Raw genomic sequence first — 19,324 nt, 5'->3', positions numbered from 1 at the left:
CTTGTGAAGTTGTGAAAACCCGTTTTTTCACGCTCTTTTGAAGACGTGAACCTCAAAAAAGGGCTGCCCCGGCCTGGCACGGTGGCCGAGCGCAATGGCAGCTCTGGCAGATTCGGTAGAGGCGGGTGGTTTGCAAAGGAAACAGCAAGCGCGCCAGCTTCACTCGATCTGTGTGGGCGGCTCTCTGTGGGCGATTCTTGGGGGGTTAATACCGAGGCATTAACGTACTGCGAGGCCCGATCAGGAGACGTCCTTATAATCGGGGGGAGATTGTAGCGAAGAACGTCAGGGAAATGGGCGTGTTTTATGACTTTTATTAGGTATTCGGTCAGGCGGCCAACGGCTGGTGCCGCGACGACTGCACGGGGCGTGCGCTGACACGGGCGCGGGCGGGTAATGGATGGTGCATCCAGCTCAGGCGAATTTCATCGATTTCCACCCAGCCTTCGCCTACGGGCGGCTGGCTGCATTCCTTGAACGCCTGGCAGCGGCCTTGCGCATCGAGCCGGGCAAACCGGCGAGGGGCGGGCTTGCGGCTAAACAGCGAGAAGAGAAATTGCATGGCCATGGACCTCCTGAGATTGAGGCTAAGCGTGCCTTGCCGGGATGACGGGCCGATGTAACGGCGATGACATATCGGTGACAGCGAACCGCTGTCGGATCAGTGGGTCATAGGTTGTAACTGATGCTGGTTCCCTGCGGCGGCGCCCCGGTATACTGCCGGCCTGTCGGTACCTGATTTTCTGGAGAGAAGCGCATGTTGCAACGCCTGTTGTTCGGTTTGATCACTGTGACCAGCTTGACCCTGGTTGGCTGCGCCAACAGCCCGCAACAACTCAGCCCGCAACCGAAGCTCACCACGCAGTTGGCCCCGGTGGGTCACGGCCAGCCGGTGTCGGTGCGGGTGGTGGATGGTCGTCCGTCGCCGACCTTGGGTTCCCGTGGTGGCTTGTACCCCGAGACCGCGCTCATTTCCGTGACCGGCCAGGACGTGCTGCCCAAGCTGCAGGCCCAGGCTGAAGCCGCCGTACGCCTGCTTGGCTTCACGCCGAGCCCTAACGCGCCCGGCGCTCCCCAGTTGACCATTACCCTGGCCGAACTGAAGTATCAGTCGCCCAAGGAAGGCCTGTATGTGACTGAAGCCGCCATCGGCGCAACCTTCAAGTCCGACGTCACCGCCGGCACTCGTCGCTACAGCGGCCGTTACGGTGCGTCGCTGAACCAGCGCTTTGGCATGTCGCCGAACCAGGAGACCAACACCAAGCTGGTCAGCGATGTCCTGAGTGACGCGTTGACGCGTCTGTTCAAGGACCCCAGCATCGGTTCGCTGCTCAGTTCGCAATAACCCTCCAACAAAAAAACCGGGCTCAGTGATGAGTCCGGTTTTTTTGTGCCTGATCGTTCAAGCCGCGGTGTCGATACAGAAGTCCAGCAGGCTCACGCCCGTCAACAGGTCGGCCTCCGGCCAGTCCGCATGCTGGTGCCCGCCAAGGGCGCAATACACCAGCCAGTGGCGATCCTGAACGTTGAACGCCAGACCGCCGATCAGCGCTTCCTGCTCATCGCTTTGGGCAATCAGATACAGCCGATCCTGGTTGTGCGCGTGCAACATGACAAGCTCCCGGTATGTTCGAAGGGCAACAGAGTGGCTTGTTAAGGTGACGTTCAGGTGACGCTGTAAATTACTGGATACATTAGCCGTTCATGGGGGATGGAGCATTTTTGGTGCTGGACGCCACTATCGTTCAGGTTTGTAGCTGAGCCGATACCCGGATACTGCGTCACTGAGGTTTGCGATGGCACTGCCCGCACTTTTGATCAACGTTGTAGCGTTAGCCGTGGCCCTGCCGGGTGCCGCACTGCTGTGCATGACCCGCCTGCGCGAGCAACGCGCAATGACCGACCTGGCCACGCAAAGTGAAGACCGCGCGATCGACCAACCCATGCTGTTTCTGGATGTACGCACCGAGCGGGCGAACCGTGTGGCGTACCGAATCGGCTTCGTCTGCCTGGGACTGGCACTGACCATCTCCTGGCTCAGCACCCATCTCTAAGGACGCCGCAAGCAAATGTGGGAGGGAGCAAGTCGAATCGTCGCACCGCCCCTCCCACATTGTTTGCTCTGTGTTTACAGGGCAATGCCTGCTTTAACACGGTACTGGTTACGCACCGGCGTCGCATACTGCACCACCAGGTAGGGCCGGTGTTCTGCCGGGCATTCGTTCAAGCGCCGCTCCCACTCCGCTTTCGCCTTGGCCAGTTCCTCCGCGGGGAACAGCTCGGCCGCTTTGGGCACCTGCAGTTGCGGGTCGGCGTCGCTCCACTGGGCGTATGCCAGGTAGTGCACCGGGAACAACCGATAACCGCTCAGAATCTGCCGGTCCATTTCCACGGCCAGTACCTTGGTGTCTTCGAAACGCTCGGTAATCGGCGGCGCGAAGTTGATATGCACGCGGCCTTTGTAGCCGGTAATACCCAAGGCAATGCTCACGTCATCCTCGCCCGGCGCCTTGACGTAGGTGCCGGTGGTGGCGCGTATATACAGCTCGCGTGCCTTGGCCGAGTCGCACGGGTCGTACTCGTAGCTGATGGACACCGGCGTCAGGTTCAGCGACTGGATCACTTCGGCGAACGGCTCGTCCTTGCGGCTGACGTGGAACATCTTCAGGATCGCCGATTCGGTGCGGTCATCCCCATCCTTGGCACGGCCTTCGGCCTGGGCGATCCAGATCGACTGGCAATCGTGGCGGATCGAATGGTTGATGTAGGCGGACAGCAGGTTGAATGCCGCCATCTTCTCCTTTCGCCCGGTGATCGAACGGTGCACGATAAAGCTCTTGTTCAGGCGCATCAGGTCGCTGACAAACGGCTTTTGCAGCAGGTTGTCGCCGATGGCGATACGCGGCGTCGGCAGGCCGGCGTGGTACACGGCGTAGTTGACGAAGGCCGGGTCCATCACGATGTCGCGGTGGTTGGCCAGAAACAGGTAGGCGGTGCCCGATTTGAGCTGTTCGACGCCGGTGTAGGTCACGCCGTCGGTCGCCCGGTCGATGGTGTGGTCGACGTAGTACTCGACTTTATCCTGCAGCGTCGCCACGGTGGTGACACCAGCGAATTCACGGCGCAGCTTGCGGGCGATCATCGGCTTGAGCAGCCAGCCCAGGGGGCCGGCGAAGCGTGGGAAGCGGAAGTGGGTCAGGATGTCCAGAAAGGCCTTGTCACTGAACAGCCGGTCCAGCACTGCCGGGACTTCGCTGTCGTTGTAAGGTCGGATGGTATCGAATTCGCCCATCATGCTCTCTTGTTAGAAACGGCTAGGGTAAGTAAAGGAAATACCAGGGTGCGGACCAGGTAATGGGCCTGGCCGAAAATAACCCTGTAAATAGACCGGCGATTATACGCACAAGTCACTTGGGAGACTGCGATGCTGGAAACTGCGACGTACCATTGTCCTTATTGTGGTGAAGAGGTCGAAACGGCGGTGGATTTGTCCGGCGGAGATCAGGCTTACATAGAAGACTGTCAGGTGTGTTGCAGACCGGTCATTTTCGACCTGCAGGTACATGGTGACGAGTGGATGCTCGAGGTCCGTAGCGAAAATGAATAGCGGGTAAGGCGATGCAGCGAATCTACGAACCGGAAAACCTCATGGAAGGCGAGTTGCTGCAACAGATGCTCGCCAGCGAGGGCATCGAGGCGCACCTGGTGGGGCGCCATTTGCTCGGCGGCACCGGCGAGCTGCCGATCTTCGGCTTGTTGGGGCTGGAGGTGGATAACGACCGAGCTGTTGATGCTCGCGAGCTGATTACTGCCTATATCGGCGCACAACCCTTGCCCGGCGATGAACCCGACAGCTTTCCCGACGTGCTGGTCTGTTAGGCTGTCGGTCGGTTTACCCAAGAGTCGTGTTGCCCCATGTGTGGACGTTATGCCCTGTTTCGCTGGAATCCCGCCTTTGCTGCCTTGCCGGGCTTTCCGGCCGACCAGCAGGCCCAGTGGAACATCTCCCCGAATGATTCGGTGCTGATCCAGCGCGCCGCCGACGGCCAGCGCACCCTGGCCCGCGCCCGCTGGGGCCTCACGCCGCCCTGGCTCACCGACCTGTCCCGCACTCCGGCCCATGCCCGCGCCGAAACCCTGGCCGAACAACCGATGTTTCGCGAGGCGTTCCGCCAGCGCCGTTGCCTGCTGCCCGCCAATGGGTTCTACGAGTGGCGCGGCACCCAGCGCAAGCGTCCGTACTGGCTGACGCCGGGGGAGGGCTCCACCTTGTTTTTTGCCGCGATCTGGGAGGCCTACCCGGTGCAGGAGCAGGTGTGGCTGAGCACCGCGGTGGTGACCCAGGCCGCACAGAGTCAGCGCCGGCCGCTGATTCTGGATGCGGCGGGGCAGGCCGCCTGGCTCGATCCCGAGACGCCGTTGCATGTGTTGCAGTGGCTGTTGGCCAGTGAGCCCGTCGCATTGCGTGAGCGGGTCCTGGCCAACATGGTCAACGATCCCAAGCTCAATGGCCCGGAGTGCCTGACGCCGGCTTAGCCCGGCGACTGTGGGATGTATCCGAAAATTAGCGACTGCACGTCTGGTGTATCTGGCGCCGATACAAATGAGCGCCTACGATACGCGCCATGTTTTGAGGCCGTTTTCCAGGGAGAGAGTGTTGATGAAAAAAACATTGGCGGTAAGCGTATTGGCGGCGGCGATGCTGCTGGCAGGGTGTCAGTCGGTCAACACCACCAGCGGCGGTGCCGTTGGGGTTGAGCGCAAGCAATACATGTTCAGCATGCTGTCGAGTCAGGAAGTCGACCAGATGTATGCTCAGTCCTACCAGCAGACCCTGGGTGAAGCCAGTGGCAAAGGCGTCCTGGACAAGACCAGCGCCAACGCCAAGCGTGTGCAGGCCATCGCCAAGCGCCTGATCGCGCAGGCGCCGACCTTCCGTGCGGATGCCGCCCAATGGAACTGGGAGGTGAACCTGATCAAGAGCGATGAGATGAACGCCAACTGCGGGCCTGGCGGCAAGATCCTCGTGTACAGCGCGTTGATCGACAATCTCAAGCTTACCGATGATGAACTGGCTGCGGTGATGGGGCATGAAATCGCCCACGCCTTGCGCGAGCACGGTCGTGAAGCGATGTCCAAGGCCTACGGTATCGAAATGGCCAAGCAGGGCGCCGGCGCGTTGTTCGGCCTGGGGCAGGACAGCCTGGCGCTGGCCGACACCGTGGCCAACTACGGCATGACCTTGCCCAACAGCCGCAGCAATGAAAACGAAGCCGACCTGATCGGCCTGGAGTTGTCGGCCCGCGCCGGCTACAACCCGAACGCGGCCATCACGTTGTGGAACAAAATGGCCAAGGCTTCCGAAGGCGCTCCGCCAGAGTTCATGAGCACTCACCCGGCGTCCGACAGCCGTATCGCCTCGTTGCAGGCGGCGATTCCGAAGGTGATGCCGCTGTATCAACAGGCCAAGAAATCCTAAGGCTTGATGAAGATCCAGATGTGGGAGGGGCGGTGCAACGATTCGACTTGCCCTTCCCACATTGGGTTGGTTTTGCAGGCTTGGATCCTTAGATCCAGCCACTGCTCTGCATGGCTTTGTAGACAGCCACGATCGCCAGCACAAAGAACGCCGTTGCCGCCAATCGACGAATCAACGTCAGCGGCAGTTTCTCCGCCGCGAAATTCCCCGCCAGAACCACCGGCACGTTGGCAATCAACATGCCCAGGGTGGTACCGATAATCACCAGCCATAGCTCCGGATATTGCGCGGCCAGCATCACCGTGGCGATCTGGGTCTTGTCACCGATTTCCGCGAGGAAGAACGCAATCAGCGTGGTCAGGAATGGCCCGAACTTGCGTGTGGTGCTGGCTTCGTCATCGTCGAGTTTGTCCGGCACCAGGGTCCACAATGCCGTGGCGCAGAAGCTCGCCGCGAGGATCCAATGCAATACCGCATCCGAGAAAAAACTGCCAAACCAGGCACCCACGGCACCAGCGGCCGCATGGTTGGCCAATGTCGCGGCTACGATACCGGCGATGATCGGCCAGGGTTTGCGAAAGCGAGCCGCGAGAATGAGCGCGAGCAGTTGCGTCTTGTCGCCGATTTCGGCCAAGGCAACGATTGCGGTAGGAACGAGTAATGAATCCAGCATCAGGTAGGTTTCCAGGGGCGGGTCGACACGGCTATGACACGTACAGCCTTCCCGCCCCGGGTAAGGTGTGCGTGTCATAGGTCTTGTCAAACCCCGGTCCGTCTGTGCGGACTCCTGGGTCGCATACGCCATGGTCTGCTGACCAAGTATGTTGACGTATGCCGGACGAGCATTTCGCTCGTGGGAGACTACTCCCCTAGGACGGAGCGGATTCTGCCTAGGCAAAACCCATTCGGCAAGCCCTCTTTTTCAAACGCCCGTCAGGGGCGCTTGGCGCGGTAGACGCGAAAACCATTGCCCTCGGCCTTCACCGCACACACGCCCAGGTGCTCTTCGATCAGTGGCTGGTACTTCAGGAAACTATTCGCAACCAGGCGAAGTTCGCCACCTTTTGCCAGATGTTTGGCCGCTTTTCGCAGCAGGTTTTCGGTGGCGAAATAATCCGTGTGTACCCCGACATGGAACGGTGGGTTGCTCAAAATCGCATTCAAACCCATCGGCGCAGCGTCGATTCCATCACCGGTCAGCACGTCGGCTTCCAGGCCATTGGCGGCCAGGGTCAAGCGGCTGCTGGCGGCGGCAAACGCGTCCACATCCAGCAGGGTCACGCTGTTGTGCGGATAGCGGCGTTTGACCGCAGCCCCCAGCACGCCGGCGCCGCAACCGAAGTCCAGCAAATGGCCGCTGGGCAGTTTGTCCATATGCGCCAGCAGCAACTCGGTGCCTCGGTCCAGGCGGCCATGGCTGAACACGCCCGGCAGACTCACGACCTTGAGCGGCCCTTCGGCCAAGGGCACCTCGAAGACCTGCGCCAGGCTTTCCAGCGCCACCGCTTGCGGCGTGTTGGCCACGGTGATTTGCCACAGCTGGCAATGCCGCGCGTTGTCGAGCTTGCGCGGTTTGCCGAAGGGGATCATCTGTTTGGCGGCGCTTTCGATGCCGCCTTTTTTCTCCCCCACCAGGAACAGCTCGGCGCCGGGCAGGCGTGCGGCCACGGCGTTGAGCAGGTAGTCGGTGAGGTCTTTGGATTTGGGCAGGAAAATCACCGCGCTATCAAACGTGCGCTCCGGCACATTCACGCCAAACTGGCTGCGCTCCGGGAAACGCGCATCGAGCGCCGCCTGGTCGCCGGCGTGCCAGCACCAGCCATGGGCGTTGGGCAGGCGCCCCAGCAGATCGTCGGCGGGCAGGCCCACCAACAGCAAGTTACCTTGAAAAAGTTCGGCCTGACGAAGCAGTACTTCACTGCGCGGATCCATGGTCTGCTCCTTGAAAAGGGGCGCAGTTTATCAACTGACGACACGCAGCGGGGCGCCGTTGAAAAAGCCCCTAGCGTTTTCCGCCAGTTGGCCGACGATGCGCTGCCGTGCTTCACGGCTACCCCAGGCATTGTGCGGCGTAACGATCAGTCGCGGGATATCGCCGGCCAGCAGCGGGTTGCCGTTGACCGGCGGCTCCACGCTCAGTACATCAGTGGCCGCGCCGCCCAGGTGACCGCTGCGCAAGGCATCAGCCAAGGCCTGTTCATTGATCAATCCTCCACGCGCCGTGTTGACCACAAACGCGCCCGGCTTGAGCAGTGCCAGTTCACGGGCGCCGATAAAATCGCGGGTGTGTTCGTTGAGCGGGCAGTGCAGGGTGATCGCATCGGCCTGGGCCAGCAACTCATCCAGTGGCACGCGATCTGCGCGGGCAGGGCGCCCTGGGATGGCGCCGAGCAGCACGCGTATGCCAAAGGCTTCGGCCAGGCGCGCCACGGCACTGCCCAGCTCACCGTGGCCCAGCAGACCAAGGGTCTTGCCTTCCAGTTCGACGATAGGATGGTCCAGCAGGCAGAACTGCTTGGCTTCCTGCCACTTGCCGGCGGCCACGTCCTGTTGGTAGTCCTTCAAGCGCGTCGCCAGGTTCAGCAACAGCATGATCGTATGCTGCGCCACCGACGGCGTGCCGTAACCCTGGCAGTTGCTCACGGTGATGCCATGGGCGCGGGCAGCGTCCAGATCGACGTTATTGGTGCCGGTGGCCGATACCAGGATCAACTTGAGTTCCGGGCAGGCCGCAAGGGTTTCAGCGTTGAGAACGATCTTGTTGCTGATCGCGACTTGAGCGCCTTGCAAGCGGTCGATCACGTTCTGCGGCGTGGTCTGTTCGAATAGCTGCAGGTCGCTGAAGCTGCTGCGCAACGCGCTGAGGTCCAGGTCCCCAAGGTCCAGGGAGGGGTGATCAAGGAAGACGGCGCGGCGATTGTTCGTCATCAACTGTACCTTTTGCGACAGGGTTCGAAGGCGTAATCTGCCGAGCCTATCAGATGAAATAATCCGTTACGTAATTGGAGTGAGCATGTACCTCGCCGAGTTTTTGACCGTAGCCTTGATTCACCTGTTGGCGGTAGCCAGCCCCGGCCCGGATTTCGCCGTGGTGGTGCGTGAAAGCGTGACCCACGGTCGTCGCGCCGGTACCTGGACCGCATTGGGCGTGGGCTCGGCGATCTTCCTGCACGTCGGTTACTCGTTGCTCGGGATCGGCCTGATCGTGTCCCAGTCCATCGTGTTGTTCAACGCGCTGAAATGGGCGGCGGCGGCGTACCTGTTGTACATCGGCTTCAAAGCCTTGCGTGCGCAGCCGGCCAAGCCTGCCGCCGACGGCGAGCTGCACCGTGAAGCCGGCGAGCGCACCCCGCGCGGTGCGTTTACCGCGGGCTTTGTGACCAATGGTTTGAACCCCAAGGCGACGTTGTTCTTCCTGTCGTTGTTCACGGTGGTGATCAACCCGCACACGCCGCTGGCGGTGCAGGCCGGTTATGGCGTGTACCTGGCGGTGGCGACCGCGTTGTGGTTTTGCATGGTGGCGATGCTGTTCAGCCAGCAGCGTGTGCGAGCGGGGTTTGCGCGGATGGGGCACTGGTTTGATCGGACCATGGGCGCGGTGTTGATTGCCATCGGTGTGAAGTTGGCATTCACCAGCATGAAATAGGCTTGAGTGGGCACATTCCAAATGTGGGAGGGAGCACGTCCCCTCCCACATTGGATCTTCAGGAGTTCAAAGTAATGGCTAAAAGCTAGTACTCATGGGGCCCTGCAAATCATTCCTTCGGCTGATTTAGCTGCAACATAACCTCTCTACAGTGCAGGTCTTCAAGCCAAGACCGTGCAGTCATAAAAGGGATTCGTATGTTGCAGACCCGTGTTATTCCCCCCGCCGAAGGTGCATACCAGTACCCGCTGTTGATCAAGCGCCTGCTGATGTCCGGCGCCCGCTACGAAAAAACCCGGGAAATCGTCTACCGCGACAAACTGCGCTACACCTACCCGACTCTGATCGAACGGGTCGCGCGCCTGGCCAATGTGTTGAGCGAGGCCGGGGTCAAGGCCGGTGATACCGTGGCGGTGATGGACTGGGACAGCCATCGTTACCTGGAATGCATGTTCGCCATCCCGATGATCGGCGCAGTGATCCACACCATCAACGTGCGCCTGTCGCCGGAACAGATTCTGTACACCATGAACCACGCCGAGGACCGCTTCGTGCTGGTCAACAGCGAGTTCGTCGGGCTTTACCAGGCGATTGCCGGGCAGCTCACCACCGTCGACAAGACCCTGCTGCTCACCGACGGCGAGTCAACAACCGCTGAGTTGCCCAACCTTGTGGGCGAGTACGAAACCCTGCTGGCCGCTGCCAGCCCCCAATACGACTTTCAGGACTTCGACGAGCATTCCGTCGCCACCACCTTCTACACCACCGGCACCACCGGCAACCCCAAGGGCGTGTATTTCACCCATCGCCAACTGGTGCTGCACACCATCGGGGTGGCGACCATCATGGGCAGCATCGACAGCGTGCGGTTGCTGGGCACCAACGATGTGTACATGCCGATCACGCCGATGTTCCATGTGCATGCCTGGGGCCTGCCGTATGTGGCGACCATGCTTGGCTTGAAGCAGGTCTATCCCGGCCGCTACGACCCGGAATACCTGGTGCAGTTGTGGCGCAAGGAGAAGGTTACGTTCTCGCACTGCGTGCCGACCATCCTGCAAATGGTACTCAACGCCAAGGCCGCCCAAGGCGTGGATTTTGGCGGCTGGAAAATCGTCATCGGCGGCAGCGCGCTCAACCGGTCGCTGTACGAAGCGTCCAAGGCGCGGGGTATTCAGCTGACCGCTGCGTACGGCATGTCCGAAACTGGGCCGCTGGTGTCCTGTGCGCACCTCAACGACGAGTTGATGGCCGGCAGCGAAGATGAACGCATCACCTATCGCATCAAGGCCGGCGTGCCGGGGCCGTTGGTCGAAGCGGCGATCGTCGACGGTGAGGGCAACTTCCTGCCCGCCGACGGTGAATCCCAGGGCGAGTTGGTGCTACGCGCGCCCTGGCTCAGCGAAGGTTATTTCAATGAGCCGCAAAAGGGCGCCGAGCTGTGGGCGGGTGGCTGGATGCACACCGGCGACGTGGCCACGCTGGATGCGTTCGGCGTGATCGATATCCGCGACCGCATCAAGGATGTGATCAAGACCGGTGGCGAGTGGATCTCTTCCCTGGCCCTCGAAGACTTGGTCAGCCGTCACCCGGCGGTACGCGAAGTAGCGGTGGTGGGCATCGCCGATCCACAGTGGGGCGAGCGCCCGTTTGCGCTGTTGGTGGTGCATGATGGCCATGTGATAGGGGCCCGCGAACTCAAGGAGCACCTCAAGCCTTTTGTCGAATTGGGCCATTTGAGCAAGTGGGCGATTCCGAGCCAGATCGCCGTTGTTACTGAAATTCCCAAGACCAGCGTCGGCAAGCTCGATAAAAAACGTATCCGGATCGACATCATTGAATGGCAGGCCAACAACAGCACCTTCCTGTCCACCCTCTGACGCCCTTCGCCGTGCCCGTTCGGGCACGGCAATGCTCTATCTTGAGCCTTTACTTGTGATTTGCCGATTTTCAGCCATCCTCTGCGCGTCGGCCTTCGTCGACATGGCGAAAGGACTGTGGCAGACGGGTCGGTGATGCAAATCACACTTTAGAGGGATCAAGCCGTACCCCCTGCTGGCTATAGTCCGCCCATGGGTTTTTCAAGGATGCGTCGCTTCGGGCCATGGAGGTTCAGTTGCCAGGCGGCATTGGAATCGTTGTATTCCGGCCGTTACAAGCATCAACAGAAAGAACTCACTGCCATAACAATAATGCACATGGAGTAGCGTCGATGACCTCAGTAAACCAGTTCTGGCGCCGGGCAAGACTGCCCCTGGCCGTCAGTCTCGCTTCTACGCTCGCCGGGCCCGCATTCGGCGTCAGTTTCAACATTGGTGAAATCGAAGGGAGTTTTGACTCCTCGCTGTCCGTGGGGGCGAGCTGGTCCACAGCCAAACCCAACAAGGACCTGATCGGTGCCAACAATGGTGGCAATGGTCTGTCCCAGACTTCCGATGACGGCCACCTGAACTTCAAGCGCGGTGAAACGTTCTCGAAGATCTTCAAGGGGATTCACGACCTGGAACTGAAGTACGGTGACACCGGCGTGTTTGTGCGTGGCAAGTACTGGTATGACTTCGAACTCAAGGATGAAAGTCGTGAGTTCAAGGACATCAGTGACAACAACCGCAAAGAGGGCGCCAAGTCCTCTGGCGGGCAAATCCTCGATGCCTTCGTTTACCACAACTATGCGATTGCCGATCAGCCGGGTAGCGTGCGGTTCGGTAAGCAGGTCGTGAGCTGGGGCGAAAGTACCTTCATCGGTGGCGGTATCAACTCCATCAACCCGATCGACGTGTCCGCGTTCCGTCGTCCGGGTGCCGAGGTCAAGGAAGGCTTGATTCCGGTCAATATGTTCTATGTGTCGCAGACCTTGACCGATAACCTGTCGGCCGAAGCGTTTTATCAATTGGAATGGGACCAGACGGTTACCGATAACTGCGGGACGTTCTTCTCCCAGCCGGACGTGATCTCTGATGGTTGCGATAACAACCTTCGGGTCTTGAGCAAGCGCTCGCGCATTTCGCCTCTGGCCTATCCAACCCTCAATGCTGTAGGGGTTGATGTGAACGAAGAGGGCGTGCTGGTGCGCCGTGGCCCCGACCGCGATGCGCGTGACAGCGGCCAATTCGGCGTAGCGATGCACTACAACTTTGAACCGCTGGACACCGAGTTCGGCGCGTACTTCATGAACTATCACAGCCGTGCGCCGATTTTCAGTGCGCAGGGTGCGCCATCGTCCGCCTACACCCGGCCTCTGGGCCCCTTGGCGGCATTGCGCCCCGTGATCGTGGCGGGCAGCTCTAACTACTTTGTCGAATACCCCGAAGATATCCGCCTCTACGGCTTGAGCTTCTCCACCACGCTGCCTACGGGTACCGCATGGAGTGGTGAGTTGAGCTATCGGCCAAATGCCCCGGTGCAACTGAGTACCACCGACATCCTTTATGCCGGCGTCACGCCGATTCCAGGTTTTGGCAATGCCTCGGTGCTCAAAGGCTCGCCGGGTCAGGACCTGCATGGTTACAACCGTAAGGAAGTCACCCAGTTCCAGACCACGTTCACGCACTTCTTCGATCAGGTGATGGGCGCCAGCCGTTTGACCACGGTGGGTGAGATCGGGGTGACTCACGTGGGCGGTCTGGAAAGCAAATCCCAGGCACGTTATGGCCGCGACCCGGTGTTTGGTCCAGGCACGTTGCCGGGTGGTTTCTGTAATACGCTCAATAACTCGACCGCCGTCGGTGCCGGCCTGGGTAACGCCAACGGGCTCAATACCAACTGCAACAACGATGGCTTCACCACCGCCACTTCCTGGGGTTACCGCGCCCGTGCAATCTGGGAATACCCGGACGTCTTCTCGGGTGTGAACCTCAAGCCAAACGTGGCGTGGTCCCACGACGTGAAGGGTTACTCGCCGGGTCCTGGCGCCAACTTCGAAGAGGGGCGCAAGGCCGTCAGCCTGGGCCTGGATGCCGAATACCAGAACACCTACACCGCCAGCCTCAACTACACCAACTTCTTCGGTGGCGATTTCAGCACCGTGAATGACCGCGACTTCGTCGCTTTGAGCTTCGGCGCCAACTTCTAAGCACACTTTTTCCAAGTTGCAGGCATTTCAGGAAGACCAGAACATGAAAATAACCAAAAGTCTGTTGCACGTGGGTGTGCTTGGGCTGTCGATCCTGGCGAGCAACGTCATGGCGGCGGTGTCGGCGGATGAAGCCGCCAAGCTGGGCACGACCCTGACGCCGATGGGCGCCGAAATGGCCGGTAACGCAGCCGGCACCATTCCGAAATGGTCGCCAATGGCGACCAACGCCGGCGCTGTGGATGCCAGAGGCTTCCTGGCCAACCCTTACGCCAGTGAGCAACCGCAATTCACCATCACCGCGCAGAACGTCGAGCAGTACAAAGACAAGCTGGCGCCGGGGCAGTACGCGATGTTCAAGCGTTACCCGGAAACCTTCAAGATGCCGGTCTACCCGACCCATCGCGGCGCCACCGTGCCGGCGGATGTGTTCGCTTCCATCAAGAAGAACGCCACCACCACCAACCTGGTGTCCGGCGGCAACGGCCTGGAAAACTTTGAAACCGCCGTGCCGTTCCCGATCCCGAAAAGCGGTGTCGAAGTCATCTGGAACCACATCACCCGTTATCGCGGTGGCAGCGTGACCCGTCTGGTCACCCAGGCCACACCGCAAACCAACGGTTCCTACAGCCTGGTGTACTTCCGCGACCAGTTCGTGTTCCGCGACAAGATGAAGGATTTCGACCCGAAAAATCCGGGCAACATCCTGTTCTACTTCAAGCAGCAAGTGACCGCGCCGGCGCGTCTGGCCGGTGGTGTGCTGCTGGTGCACGAAACCCTGGACCAGGTTAAGGAACCGCGTTCGGCGTGGGTCTACAACGCCGGCCAGCGCCGTGTGCGCCGTGCGCCGCAAGTGTCCTATGATGGTCCGGGTACCGCCGCCGACGGCCTGCGTACCTCCGACAACCTCGACATGTACAACGGTGCGCCGGACCGCTACGACTGGAAACTGGAAGGCAAGAAAGAAATCTATATCGCCTCCAACAGCTACAAGATCGACGATCCGAAGCTCAAGTACGCCGACATCATCAAGGCCGGCCACATCAACCAGGACCTCACGCGTTATGAGCTGCGCCGCGTCTGGCATGTGGTCGCCACGTTGAAGGAAGGCCAGCGTCATATCTATGCCAAGCGTGACTTCTACATCGACGAAGACACCTGGCAAGCCGCGGTGATCGATCACTACGACGGTCGCGGTCAACTGTGGCGCGTCGCCGAAGCCCATGGCGAGAACTACTACGACAAGCAAGTGCCGTGGTACGCGCTGGAAACCCTCTACGACCTGCAGTCCGGCCGCTACCTGGCCCTGGGCATGAAGAACGAAGAGAAGCAGGCCTATGACTTCGGCTTCACCGCCACCACCAGCGACTTCACTCCGGCGGCCCTGCGCCAGGATGGCGTTCGCTAAACGAAAGCTGTAACCCAATGTGGGAGGGGGCAAGCCCCTCCCACTTTTTGTTGGTTAAGATATTTTTTGTCGCAGTTCTTTTTCAGGCCAATGTTGCAAAGATCTACAAAGCGGCGGCTTTTACCGCTAGTCTGCGGACATCTGCAATGCCGACAACAGCCTTCTACAAGAGCCCGGCGATGACTGATCTGTCCCGAATCCAAGGGCCTGCCAGTGCGGTAATCCCGACCCTGGAAGGTCGCTTCTACAGGCCTCCGCTGCCTGACGGCTACGTGCCGCGTCCGCGGCTGTGCGAACGGCTGCGCGCCGGGCTGGAGGGGCGACTGTTGCTGGTCAGCGCACCGGCGGGGTTCGGCAAGAGTTCGCTGGCGGTGGAGTTCTGCCAGAGCCTGCCGGGCCACTGGCAAAACCTGTGGCTGGGCCTGAGCCCACGGGACAGTGACCCGGGGCGTTTCCTGGAGCGCCTGCTCGAAGGTTTGCAGCAGTACTTTGCACACCTCGGCGCCCAGTCCCTGGGCTTGCTGAAAATGCGTCAGCGTCACCAACCCTTTGCCTTTGAAGAGTGGCTCGATGGCCTGCTCGATGAGCTGACTGAGCACCTGTCCATCCATGCCCCGTTGTTGCTGGTGCTGGATGACTACCACCTGGCCCAGGGCCCGGTGCTGGACCGTTGCCTGCAATTTTTCCTCAATCATCTGCCCGACGGCCTGCTGGTACTGGTCACCAGTCGCCAGCGTCCGGACTGGCACCTGGCGCGCTTGCGCCTGTCGCGGCATTTGCTGGAGTTGCACGAGCAGGACCTGCGCCTGACACATGCCGAATCCCTGGCGCTGCTGGACCGCCACAGCAGTTCCTTGAAGGGCGAGGCCCTCGATAACCTGATCCGCCGCAGTGAAGGCTGGGTCGCCGGCCTGCGCTTCTGGCTGCTGGCGGCTTCCGAAGCAGGCAGCGAAGGCGCCTTGCCGCAAAGCCTGCACGGTGGGGAAGGGCTGATCCGTGACTACCTGCTGGAAGAAGTGATCGACTGCCTGCCGCCCGAAGTGCAGGCGTTCCTGTTCGACACCGCCCCTCAGGAACGCTTTTGCAGCGAGCTGTGCGACGCGGTGCGCGAAGCCCATGACAGCGCCGAAATCCTGCGCTACCTGCAAGCCCATCAAGTCTTTTTGGTGCCGCTGGACGAGCAGGGCCACTGGTACCGCTATCATCATTTATTCTCGGACCTGCTGCGTACCCGGCGCGCCAGCAGCAATGTGCTGCCGGCCGCGAGTTTGCACCTGCGCGCCTGCCGCTGGTTCAACGCCCAGGGCTTGATCGATGAGGCGGTGGAGCAGGCATTGCGCGCCGGCCACCTCGACGTGGCGGCGAACCTGGTACAAAACCTCTCCGAAGAACAACTGCTGGCCGAACAGAACGTCGGCATGCTGCTGCGCTGGAAGATGGACCTGCCCGACAGCCTGTTGATCAGCACGCCGCGCCTGATCGTGCTGTACAGCTGGGCGCTGGGGCTGGCTTGCCAGCTGGATGCGGCGCAAGAGTTGTCCGGCTACCTCAGCCGCTTCCTGCCGGCGCCGTCGGCTACCGCACAGAAGTCGATGCTGGCCCAATGGCTCGCGCTGAGCGGCATCATTGCCCGGGGCCGGGGCGACCGTGAGTTGACCTTGCGCTATTGCAGCGAAGCCCTGGAAAGTCTGCCGCAGCGGCGCTACGGCCAGCGCCTGGTGTGCCTGTCGACCCTGTCCAACCTCGCCATCGCCGATGGCGACTTGTGGCGCGCCCGTGGCTTGAACCGCGAATCACTGGAGCTGGCGCAGCGCGTCGGCAACCCGCTGTTCGAGGCCCTGGCCCATTACGATCGTGCGCGGGTCTTGCAGGCGCGGGGTGAAATCCTGCGGGCCCTGGATGAAGTGCGTCAGGGGCTGCAACGCCTGCACGGCCTGGCGCCGCAGCGGTTATATGCAGTGCGTGCCCGCCTCTCGCTCTACGAAGGCTATTTGCTGTTGATGCGCAACCAGTCCGACGCCGGTCTCACCCTCCTGCGCGCCGGCCTGGCCGAGGCGCGCGCCTGCCGCGATATCAGCGTGCTGATCGGTCATTGCGTGATCGCCAGCTTCGAAGGGCGGTGCGGCGACTTTCCCACGGCCTTCGCCGAACTGGCCGAGGCGGAGCGTTTAATGCATATCTGGGATGTGCCGCCGATCTACTACCTGGCGATGATTACCCTGATCAAATGCGAGCTGTGGCTGGCCCAGGGCCGCACCGACCTGGCCGATGCCTGGTTGACGCGGCTGGGGCAGACCTATAACGGCGAGCACGCCGCCGCGGCGCCAGAATTTCACCCGCACCTGCCGCAGCATATCGGACTGCAACAAGCCGCACTCGACGCCGTCCGGCATCAGCCCGAAGCGGCACTCCAACGACTTGAAGAACTGGCGCAACACGCCCATCACTGCGGGCGTCAGATGATCGCGCTGCTGGCGCTGACTCAACTGGCGCAGCTTCTGCTGCTGGGGGGGCAGGAGGCCAAGGCGCGGCCGGTATTGGCGCGAGCCCTTGAGGCTGGCGCGGGAGGGGCACTGCAACCCTTTCAGCGCCTGCTGGACGGCCACCCGGACTGGATGCGCGAGCAACTGAGTAAAGACCCGCAAGGCCTGCTGAACCAAAGCCTGTTGGCGCTGTTGCCGGCGGCGGAGCAGATCGGGACCTCGCCCGTCCACGAAACCCTGAGCGTGCGCGAGCTGGCCGTCCTGCAACTGATCGCCGAAGGCTGTTCCAACCAGGAAATCAGCAACCGTTTGTTTATTTCCCTGCACACGGTCAAGACCCACGCCAGCCATATCAACAGCAAGCTGGGCGTGGAGCGACGTACGCAGGCGGTGGCGCGAGCGCAGGAGTTGAGGTTGATTGGTTAGCGCCTCAAGGCGCATGACGAGCCGGCTTTTTGTGGTGAGCGAGCTTGCTCGCGCTGGACCGCAAAGCAGTCCGGTCTGCTTTATAGTGCAAGTATTCTGGCGATATTCCCCTGGGAAACCCAATCGACTTGCACAGAGGCCCATTTATGACGACCGCAAAGCCGGCCCTTATCCGCGAAACCTTCCCCGTCGGCCCGTTGCAGTGCAACTGCACCATCATCGGCGACCCCATCACCAAAAAAGCCATTGTTGTCGACCCGGGCGGTAACCATGAACTGATCCTGGCTCGTCTCGACGCCTTGGGCCTGAAGGTAGTCAGCATCATCCACACCCACGCCCATCTGGATCATTTCCTCGCTTCCGGCCAGTTGAAAGAAAAAACCGGCGCCACCCTGCACCTGCACAAGGACGACCAGTTTCTGTGGGACAACCTGGAAATGCAGTGCCAGATGTTTCGCGTGCCTTACACGCCGGTACCGTCTCCGGACCGCTGGCTGGAAGATGACGAAGAGCTGGCCTGCGGCTGCGGTGTCGCGTTGCACACACCGGGTCACACGCCCGGCTCGATGAGTTTCTGGTTTGCCGATGCCCGGCTGCTGATTGCCGGCGACACATTGTTCCGGCGTGGCGTAGGGCGTACGGATCTGTGGGGCGGCGACCAGGCGACCATCGTGCGCTCGATCAAGCAGCGCCTCTACACGCTGGACGAGGGTGCCACGGTAGTCACGGGGCATGGGCCCGATACGCGGCTGGGTGATGAAATGCGTGAGAACCCGTTTGTGCGGGCGTGAAGGGCGAGCAGGCAACCTGTTGTAGCAAAAACACAGGTCGCGTTCAGCGTGGGTCTGCTACGGTTTCTACAGCAACGGCAAGCCGGAATGTTTTGTTACAGCTCGGGACGCGCCAACGGAATCTTTGCCGTTTGTCGCGTTCCAAACTCGGCACAGGTCCATTGCCAATTGTCCTCTGCACCACAGAATGCAAAAGTAGGAGCTCACCTTAATGTTCACTCCGCGTCGTCTGCTTGTTGTCGCTACCGCCGTAGCCCTGTTGTCCGGCTGCGCTTCACCTAATCCTTATGACGGCAGCCAGGGACAGGCGAATAATGAACCCAGCGGCATGAGCAAAACCGCCAAGTACGGCGGCCTCGGTGCCCTGGCCGGTGCGTTGGCCGGTGCCGCCATCGACCATAACAACCGCGGCAAGGGCGCGTTGATCGGCGCAGTCGTTGCCGGTGCCGGCGCTGCCGGCTATGGCTACTACGCCGATCAGCAAGAGAAGAAACTGCGTGAAAGCATGGCCAATACCGGTGTGGAAGTGCAGCGCCAGGGTGATCAGATCAAGCTGATCATGCCGGGTAACATCACCTTCGCTACCAATTCGGACGCGATTTCCAGCAGCTTCTACCAGCCGCTGAACAATCTGGCCAACTCCCTCAAGCAGTTCAACCAGAATACGATCCAGATCGTTGGCTACACCGATAGCACCGGCAGTCGCCAATTGAACATGGACCTGTCCCAGCGTCGTGCGCAGAGCGTGGCCAATTACCTGACGTCCCAAGGCGTCAATGGTGCCAACCTGAGCGCCCGTGGTGCCGGCCCGGATAACCCGATTGCCAGCAATGCCGATGTCAACGGTCGTGCGCAGAACCGTCGCGTAGAGGTCAACCTCGGCCCGATCCCAGGCCAGCAGTATGGCCAGCCGTCGGGCCAGCAGCAGGCACCTCAGCAAAACAACCAGTTCCAGGGCAATCCATACCAGCAGTACCAATAAACCCTGACAACTAAAAAGGGCGCCGTGCAGTCAATGC

At 60.9% G+C, this 19,324-nt stretch carries 19 protein-coding genes and 1 riboswitch; of the genes, 13 read left to right on the top strand and 6 right to left on the bottom strand.

What is annotated here, in order from left to right:
• Positions 1 to 328: 328 nt before the first annotated feature.
• Positions 329 to 562, bottom strand: a complete 234-nt coding sequence (locus tag V6M90_RS07285) for a hypothetical protein (protein ID WP_078823668.1) — start codon at positions 560 to 562, stop codon at positions 329 to 331.
• 195 nt (positions 563 to 757) lie between these two features.
• Here V6M90_RS07285 and V6M90_RS07280 point away from each other — a divergent pair, with 195 nt between their 5' ends.
• Entirely contained in the window at positions 758 to 1,345 is a 588-nt protein-coding gene (locus tag V6M90_RS07280; protein WP_053131509.1) for a YajG family lipoprotein, read from the top strand.
• A 57-nt stretch (positions 1,346 to 1,402) separates the two neighbouring features.
• Here V6M90_RS07280 and V6M90_RS07275 read toward each other — a convergent pair whose 3' ends face one another.
• A complete protein-coding gene (locus V6M90_RS07275) occupies positions 1,403 to 1,612 on the bottom strand; it encodes a hypothetical protein (RefSeq protein WP_003171840.1) in 210 nt (69 codons plus the stop codon).
• Between the two features lie 184 nt (positions 1,613 to 1,796).
• Between V6M90_RS07275 and V6M90_RS07270 the strand changes: the two genes are divergently transcribed.
• A complete protein-coding gene (locus V6M90_RS07270) occupies positions 1,797 to 2,054 on the top strand; it encodes a hypothetical protein (RefSeq protein ID WP_305428516.1) in 258 nt (85 codons plus the stop codon).
• A gap of 74 nt (positions 2,055 to 2,128) precedes the next feature.
• Here the strand turns inward: V6M90_RS07270 and V6M90_RS07265 are convergent, their stop codons facing one another.
• Entirely contained in the window at positions 2,129 to 3,292 is a 1,164-nt protein-coding gene (locus tag V6M90_RS07265) for a 1-acyl-sn-glycerol-3-phosphate acyltransferase (RefSeq protein WP_003171842.1), read from the bottom strand.
• Positions 3,293 to 3,424: 132 nt separating this feature from the next.
• On the opposite strand from V6M90_RS07265, the gene V6M90_RS07260 reads away from it, so the two are divergent.
• The 4 genes from V6M90_RS07260 (at position 3,425) to V6M90_RS07245 (ending at position 5,479) form a co-directional block, all read left to right on the top strand.
• On the top strand, positions 3,425 to 3,607 hold the full coding sequence (locus V6M90_RS07260; RefSeq protein WP_141064030.1) for a CPXCG motif-containing cysteine-rich protein: 183 nt from the start codon (positions 3,425 to 3,427) through the stop codon (positions 3,605 to 3,607).
• Between the two features lie 11 nt (positions 3,608 to 3,618).
• Entirely contained in the window at positions 3,619 to 3,879 is a 261-nt protein-coding gene (locus V6M90_RS07255; protein WP_003171843.1) for a putative signal transducing protein, read from the top strand.
• Between the two features lie 36 nt (positions 3,880 to 3,915).
• Positions 3,916 to 4,536: an SOS response-associated peptidase gene (locus V6M90_RS07250; RefSeq protein ID WP_003171844.1), complete on the top strand. Its 621-nt coding sequence runs from the start codon at positions 3,916 to 3,918 to the stop codon at positions 4,534 to 4,536.
• A gap of 124 nt (positions 4,537 to 4,660) precedes the next feature.
• The gene (locus tag V6M90_RS07245; RefSeq protein WP_003171846.1) at positions 4,661 to 5,479 is read left to right on the top strand and encodes a M48 family metallopeptidase; all 819 of its coding nucleotides are present in this window, start codon (positions 4,661 to 4,663) and stop codon (positions 5,477 to 5,479) included.
• Positions 5,480 to 5,567: 88 nt separating this feature from the next.
• On the opposite strand, the gene V6M90_RS07240 is transcribed toward V6M90_RS07245, so the two are convergent.
• The 3 genes from V6M90_RS07240 to V6M90_RS07230 all read right to left on the bottom strand — a co-directional run bounded on the left by V6M90_RS07240 (position 5,568) and on the right by V6M90_RS07230 (position 8,407).
• Positions 5,568 to 6,152 (bottom strand): TMEM165/GDT1 family protein, encoded by a 585-nt coding sequence (locus tag V6M90_RS07240; protein ID WP_005784895.1) that lies wholly within the window; start codon positions 6,150 to 6,152, stop codon positions 5,568 to 5,570.
• 88 nt (positions 6,153 to 6,240) lie between these two features.
• A riboswitch (yybP-ykoY riboswitch) is annotated at positions 6,241 to 6,362 on the bottom strand.
• A gap of 50 nt (positions 6,363 to 6,412) precedes the next feature.
• Positions 6,413 to 7,411, bottom strand: coding sequence for a class I SAM-dependent methyltransferase (locus V6M90_RS07235; RefSeq protein ID WP_332846259.1), 999 nt, complete (start codon positions 7,409 to 7,411; stop codon positions 6,413 to 6,415).
• 30 nt (positions 7,412 to 7,441) lie between these two features.
• Positions 7,442 to 8,407, bottom strand: a complete 966-nt coding sequence (locus tag V6M90_RS07230) for a 2-hydroxyacid dehydrogenase (protein ID WP_332846258.1) — start codon at positions 8,405 to 8,407, stop codon at positions 7,442 to 7,444.
• Positions 8,408 to 8,492: 85 nt separating this feature from the next.
• Between V6M90_RS07230 and V6M90_RS07225 the strand changes: the two genes are divergently transcribed.
• The 7 genes from V6M90_RS07225 to V6M90_RS07195 all read left to right on the top strand — a co-directional run bounded on the left by V6M90_RS07225 (position 8,493) and on the right by V6M90_RS07195 (position 19,287).
• Complete coding sequence (locus tag V6M90_RS07225; RefSeq protein WP_003171850.1) at positions 8,493 to 9,125, top strand: LysE family translocator; 633 nt, start codon at positions 8,493 to 8,495, stop codon at positions 9,123 to 9,125.
• 197 nt (positions 9,126 to 9,322) lie between these two features.
• Positions 9,323 to 11,005: a fatty acid--CoA ligase gene (locus V6M90_RS07220; RefSeq protein WP_003171851.1), complete on the top strand. Its 1,683-nt coding sequence runs from the start codon at positions 9,323 to 9,325 to the stop codon at positions 11,003 to 11,005.
• A 332-nt stretch (positions 11,006 to 11,337) separates the two neighbouring features.
• Positions 11,338 to 13,197 carry a DUF1302 domain-containing protein gene (locus V6M90_RS07215; protein WP_003171854.1) on the top strand — a complete coding sequence of 620 codons (1,860 nt, stop codon included), beginning with the start codon at positions 11,338 to 11,340 and terminating at the stop codon, positions 13,195 to 13,197.
• Between the two features lie 43 nt (positions 13,198 to 13,240).
• Positions 13,241 to 14,605: a DUF1329 domain-containing protein gene (locus V6M90_RS07210; protein WP_003171855.1), complete on the top strand. Its 1,365-nt coding sequence runs from the start codon at positions 13,241 to 13,243 to the stop codon at positions 14,603 to 14,605.
• A 179-nt stretch (positions 14,606 to 14,784) separates the two neighbouring features.
• Entirely contained in the window at positions 14,785 to 17,514 is a 2,730-nt protein-coding gene (locus tag V6M90_RS07205; protein ID WP_003171857.1) for a LuxR C-terminal-related transcriptional regulator, read from the top strand.
• A 146-nt stretch (positions 17,515 to 17,660) separates the two neighbouring features.
• Positions 17,661 to 18,305 (top strand): MBL fold metallo-hydrolase, encoded by a 645-nt coding sequence (locus V6M90_RS07200; protein ID WP_003171858.1) that lies wholly within the window; start codon positions 17,661 to 17,663, stop codon positions 18,303 to 18,305.
• Positions 18,306 to 18,516: 211 nt separating this feature from the next.
• Positions 18,517 to 19,287 carry an OmpA family lipoprotein gene (locus V6M90_RS07195; protein ID WP_003171859.1) on the top strand — a complete coding sequence of 257 codons (771 nt, stop codon included), beginning with the start codon at positions 18,517 to 18,519 and terminating at the stop codon, positions 19,285 to 19,287.
• Positions 19,288 to 19,324: the final 37 nt, after the last annotated feature.

The organism is Pseudomonas lactucae (assembly GCF_036688725.1).
In the GTDB taxonomy this organism is placed as follows: domain Bacteria; phylum Pseudomonadota; class Gammaproteobacteria; order Pseudomonadales; family Pseudomonadaceae; genus Aquipseudomonas; species Aquipseudomonas lactucae.
This window is presented reverse-complemented; position numbering and strand designations above follow the sequence as displayed.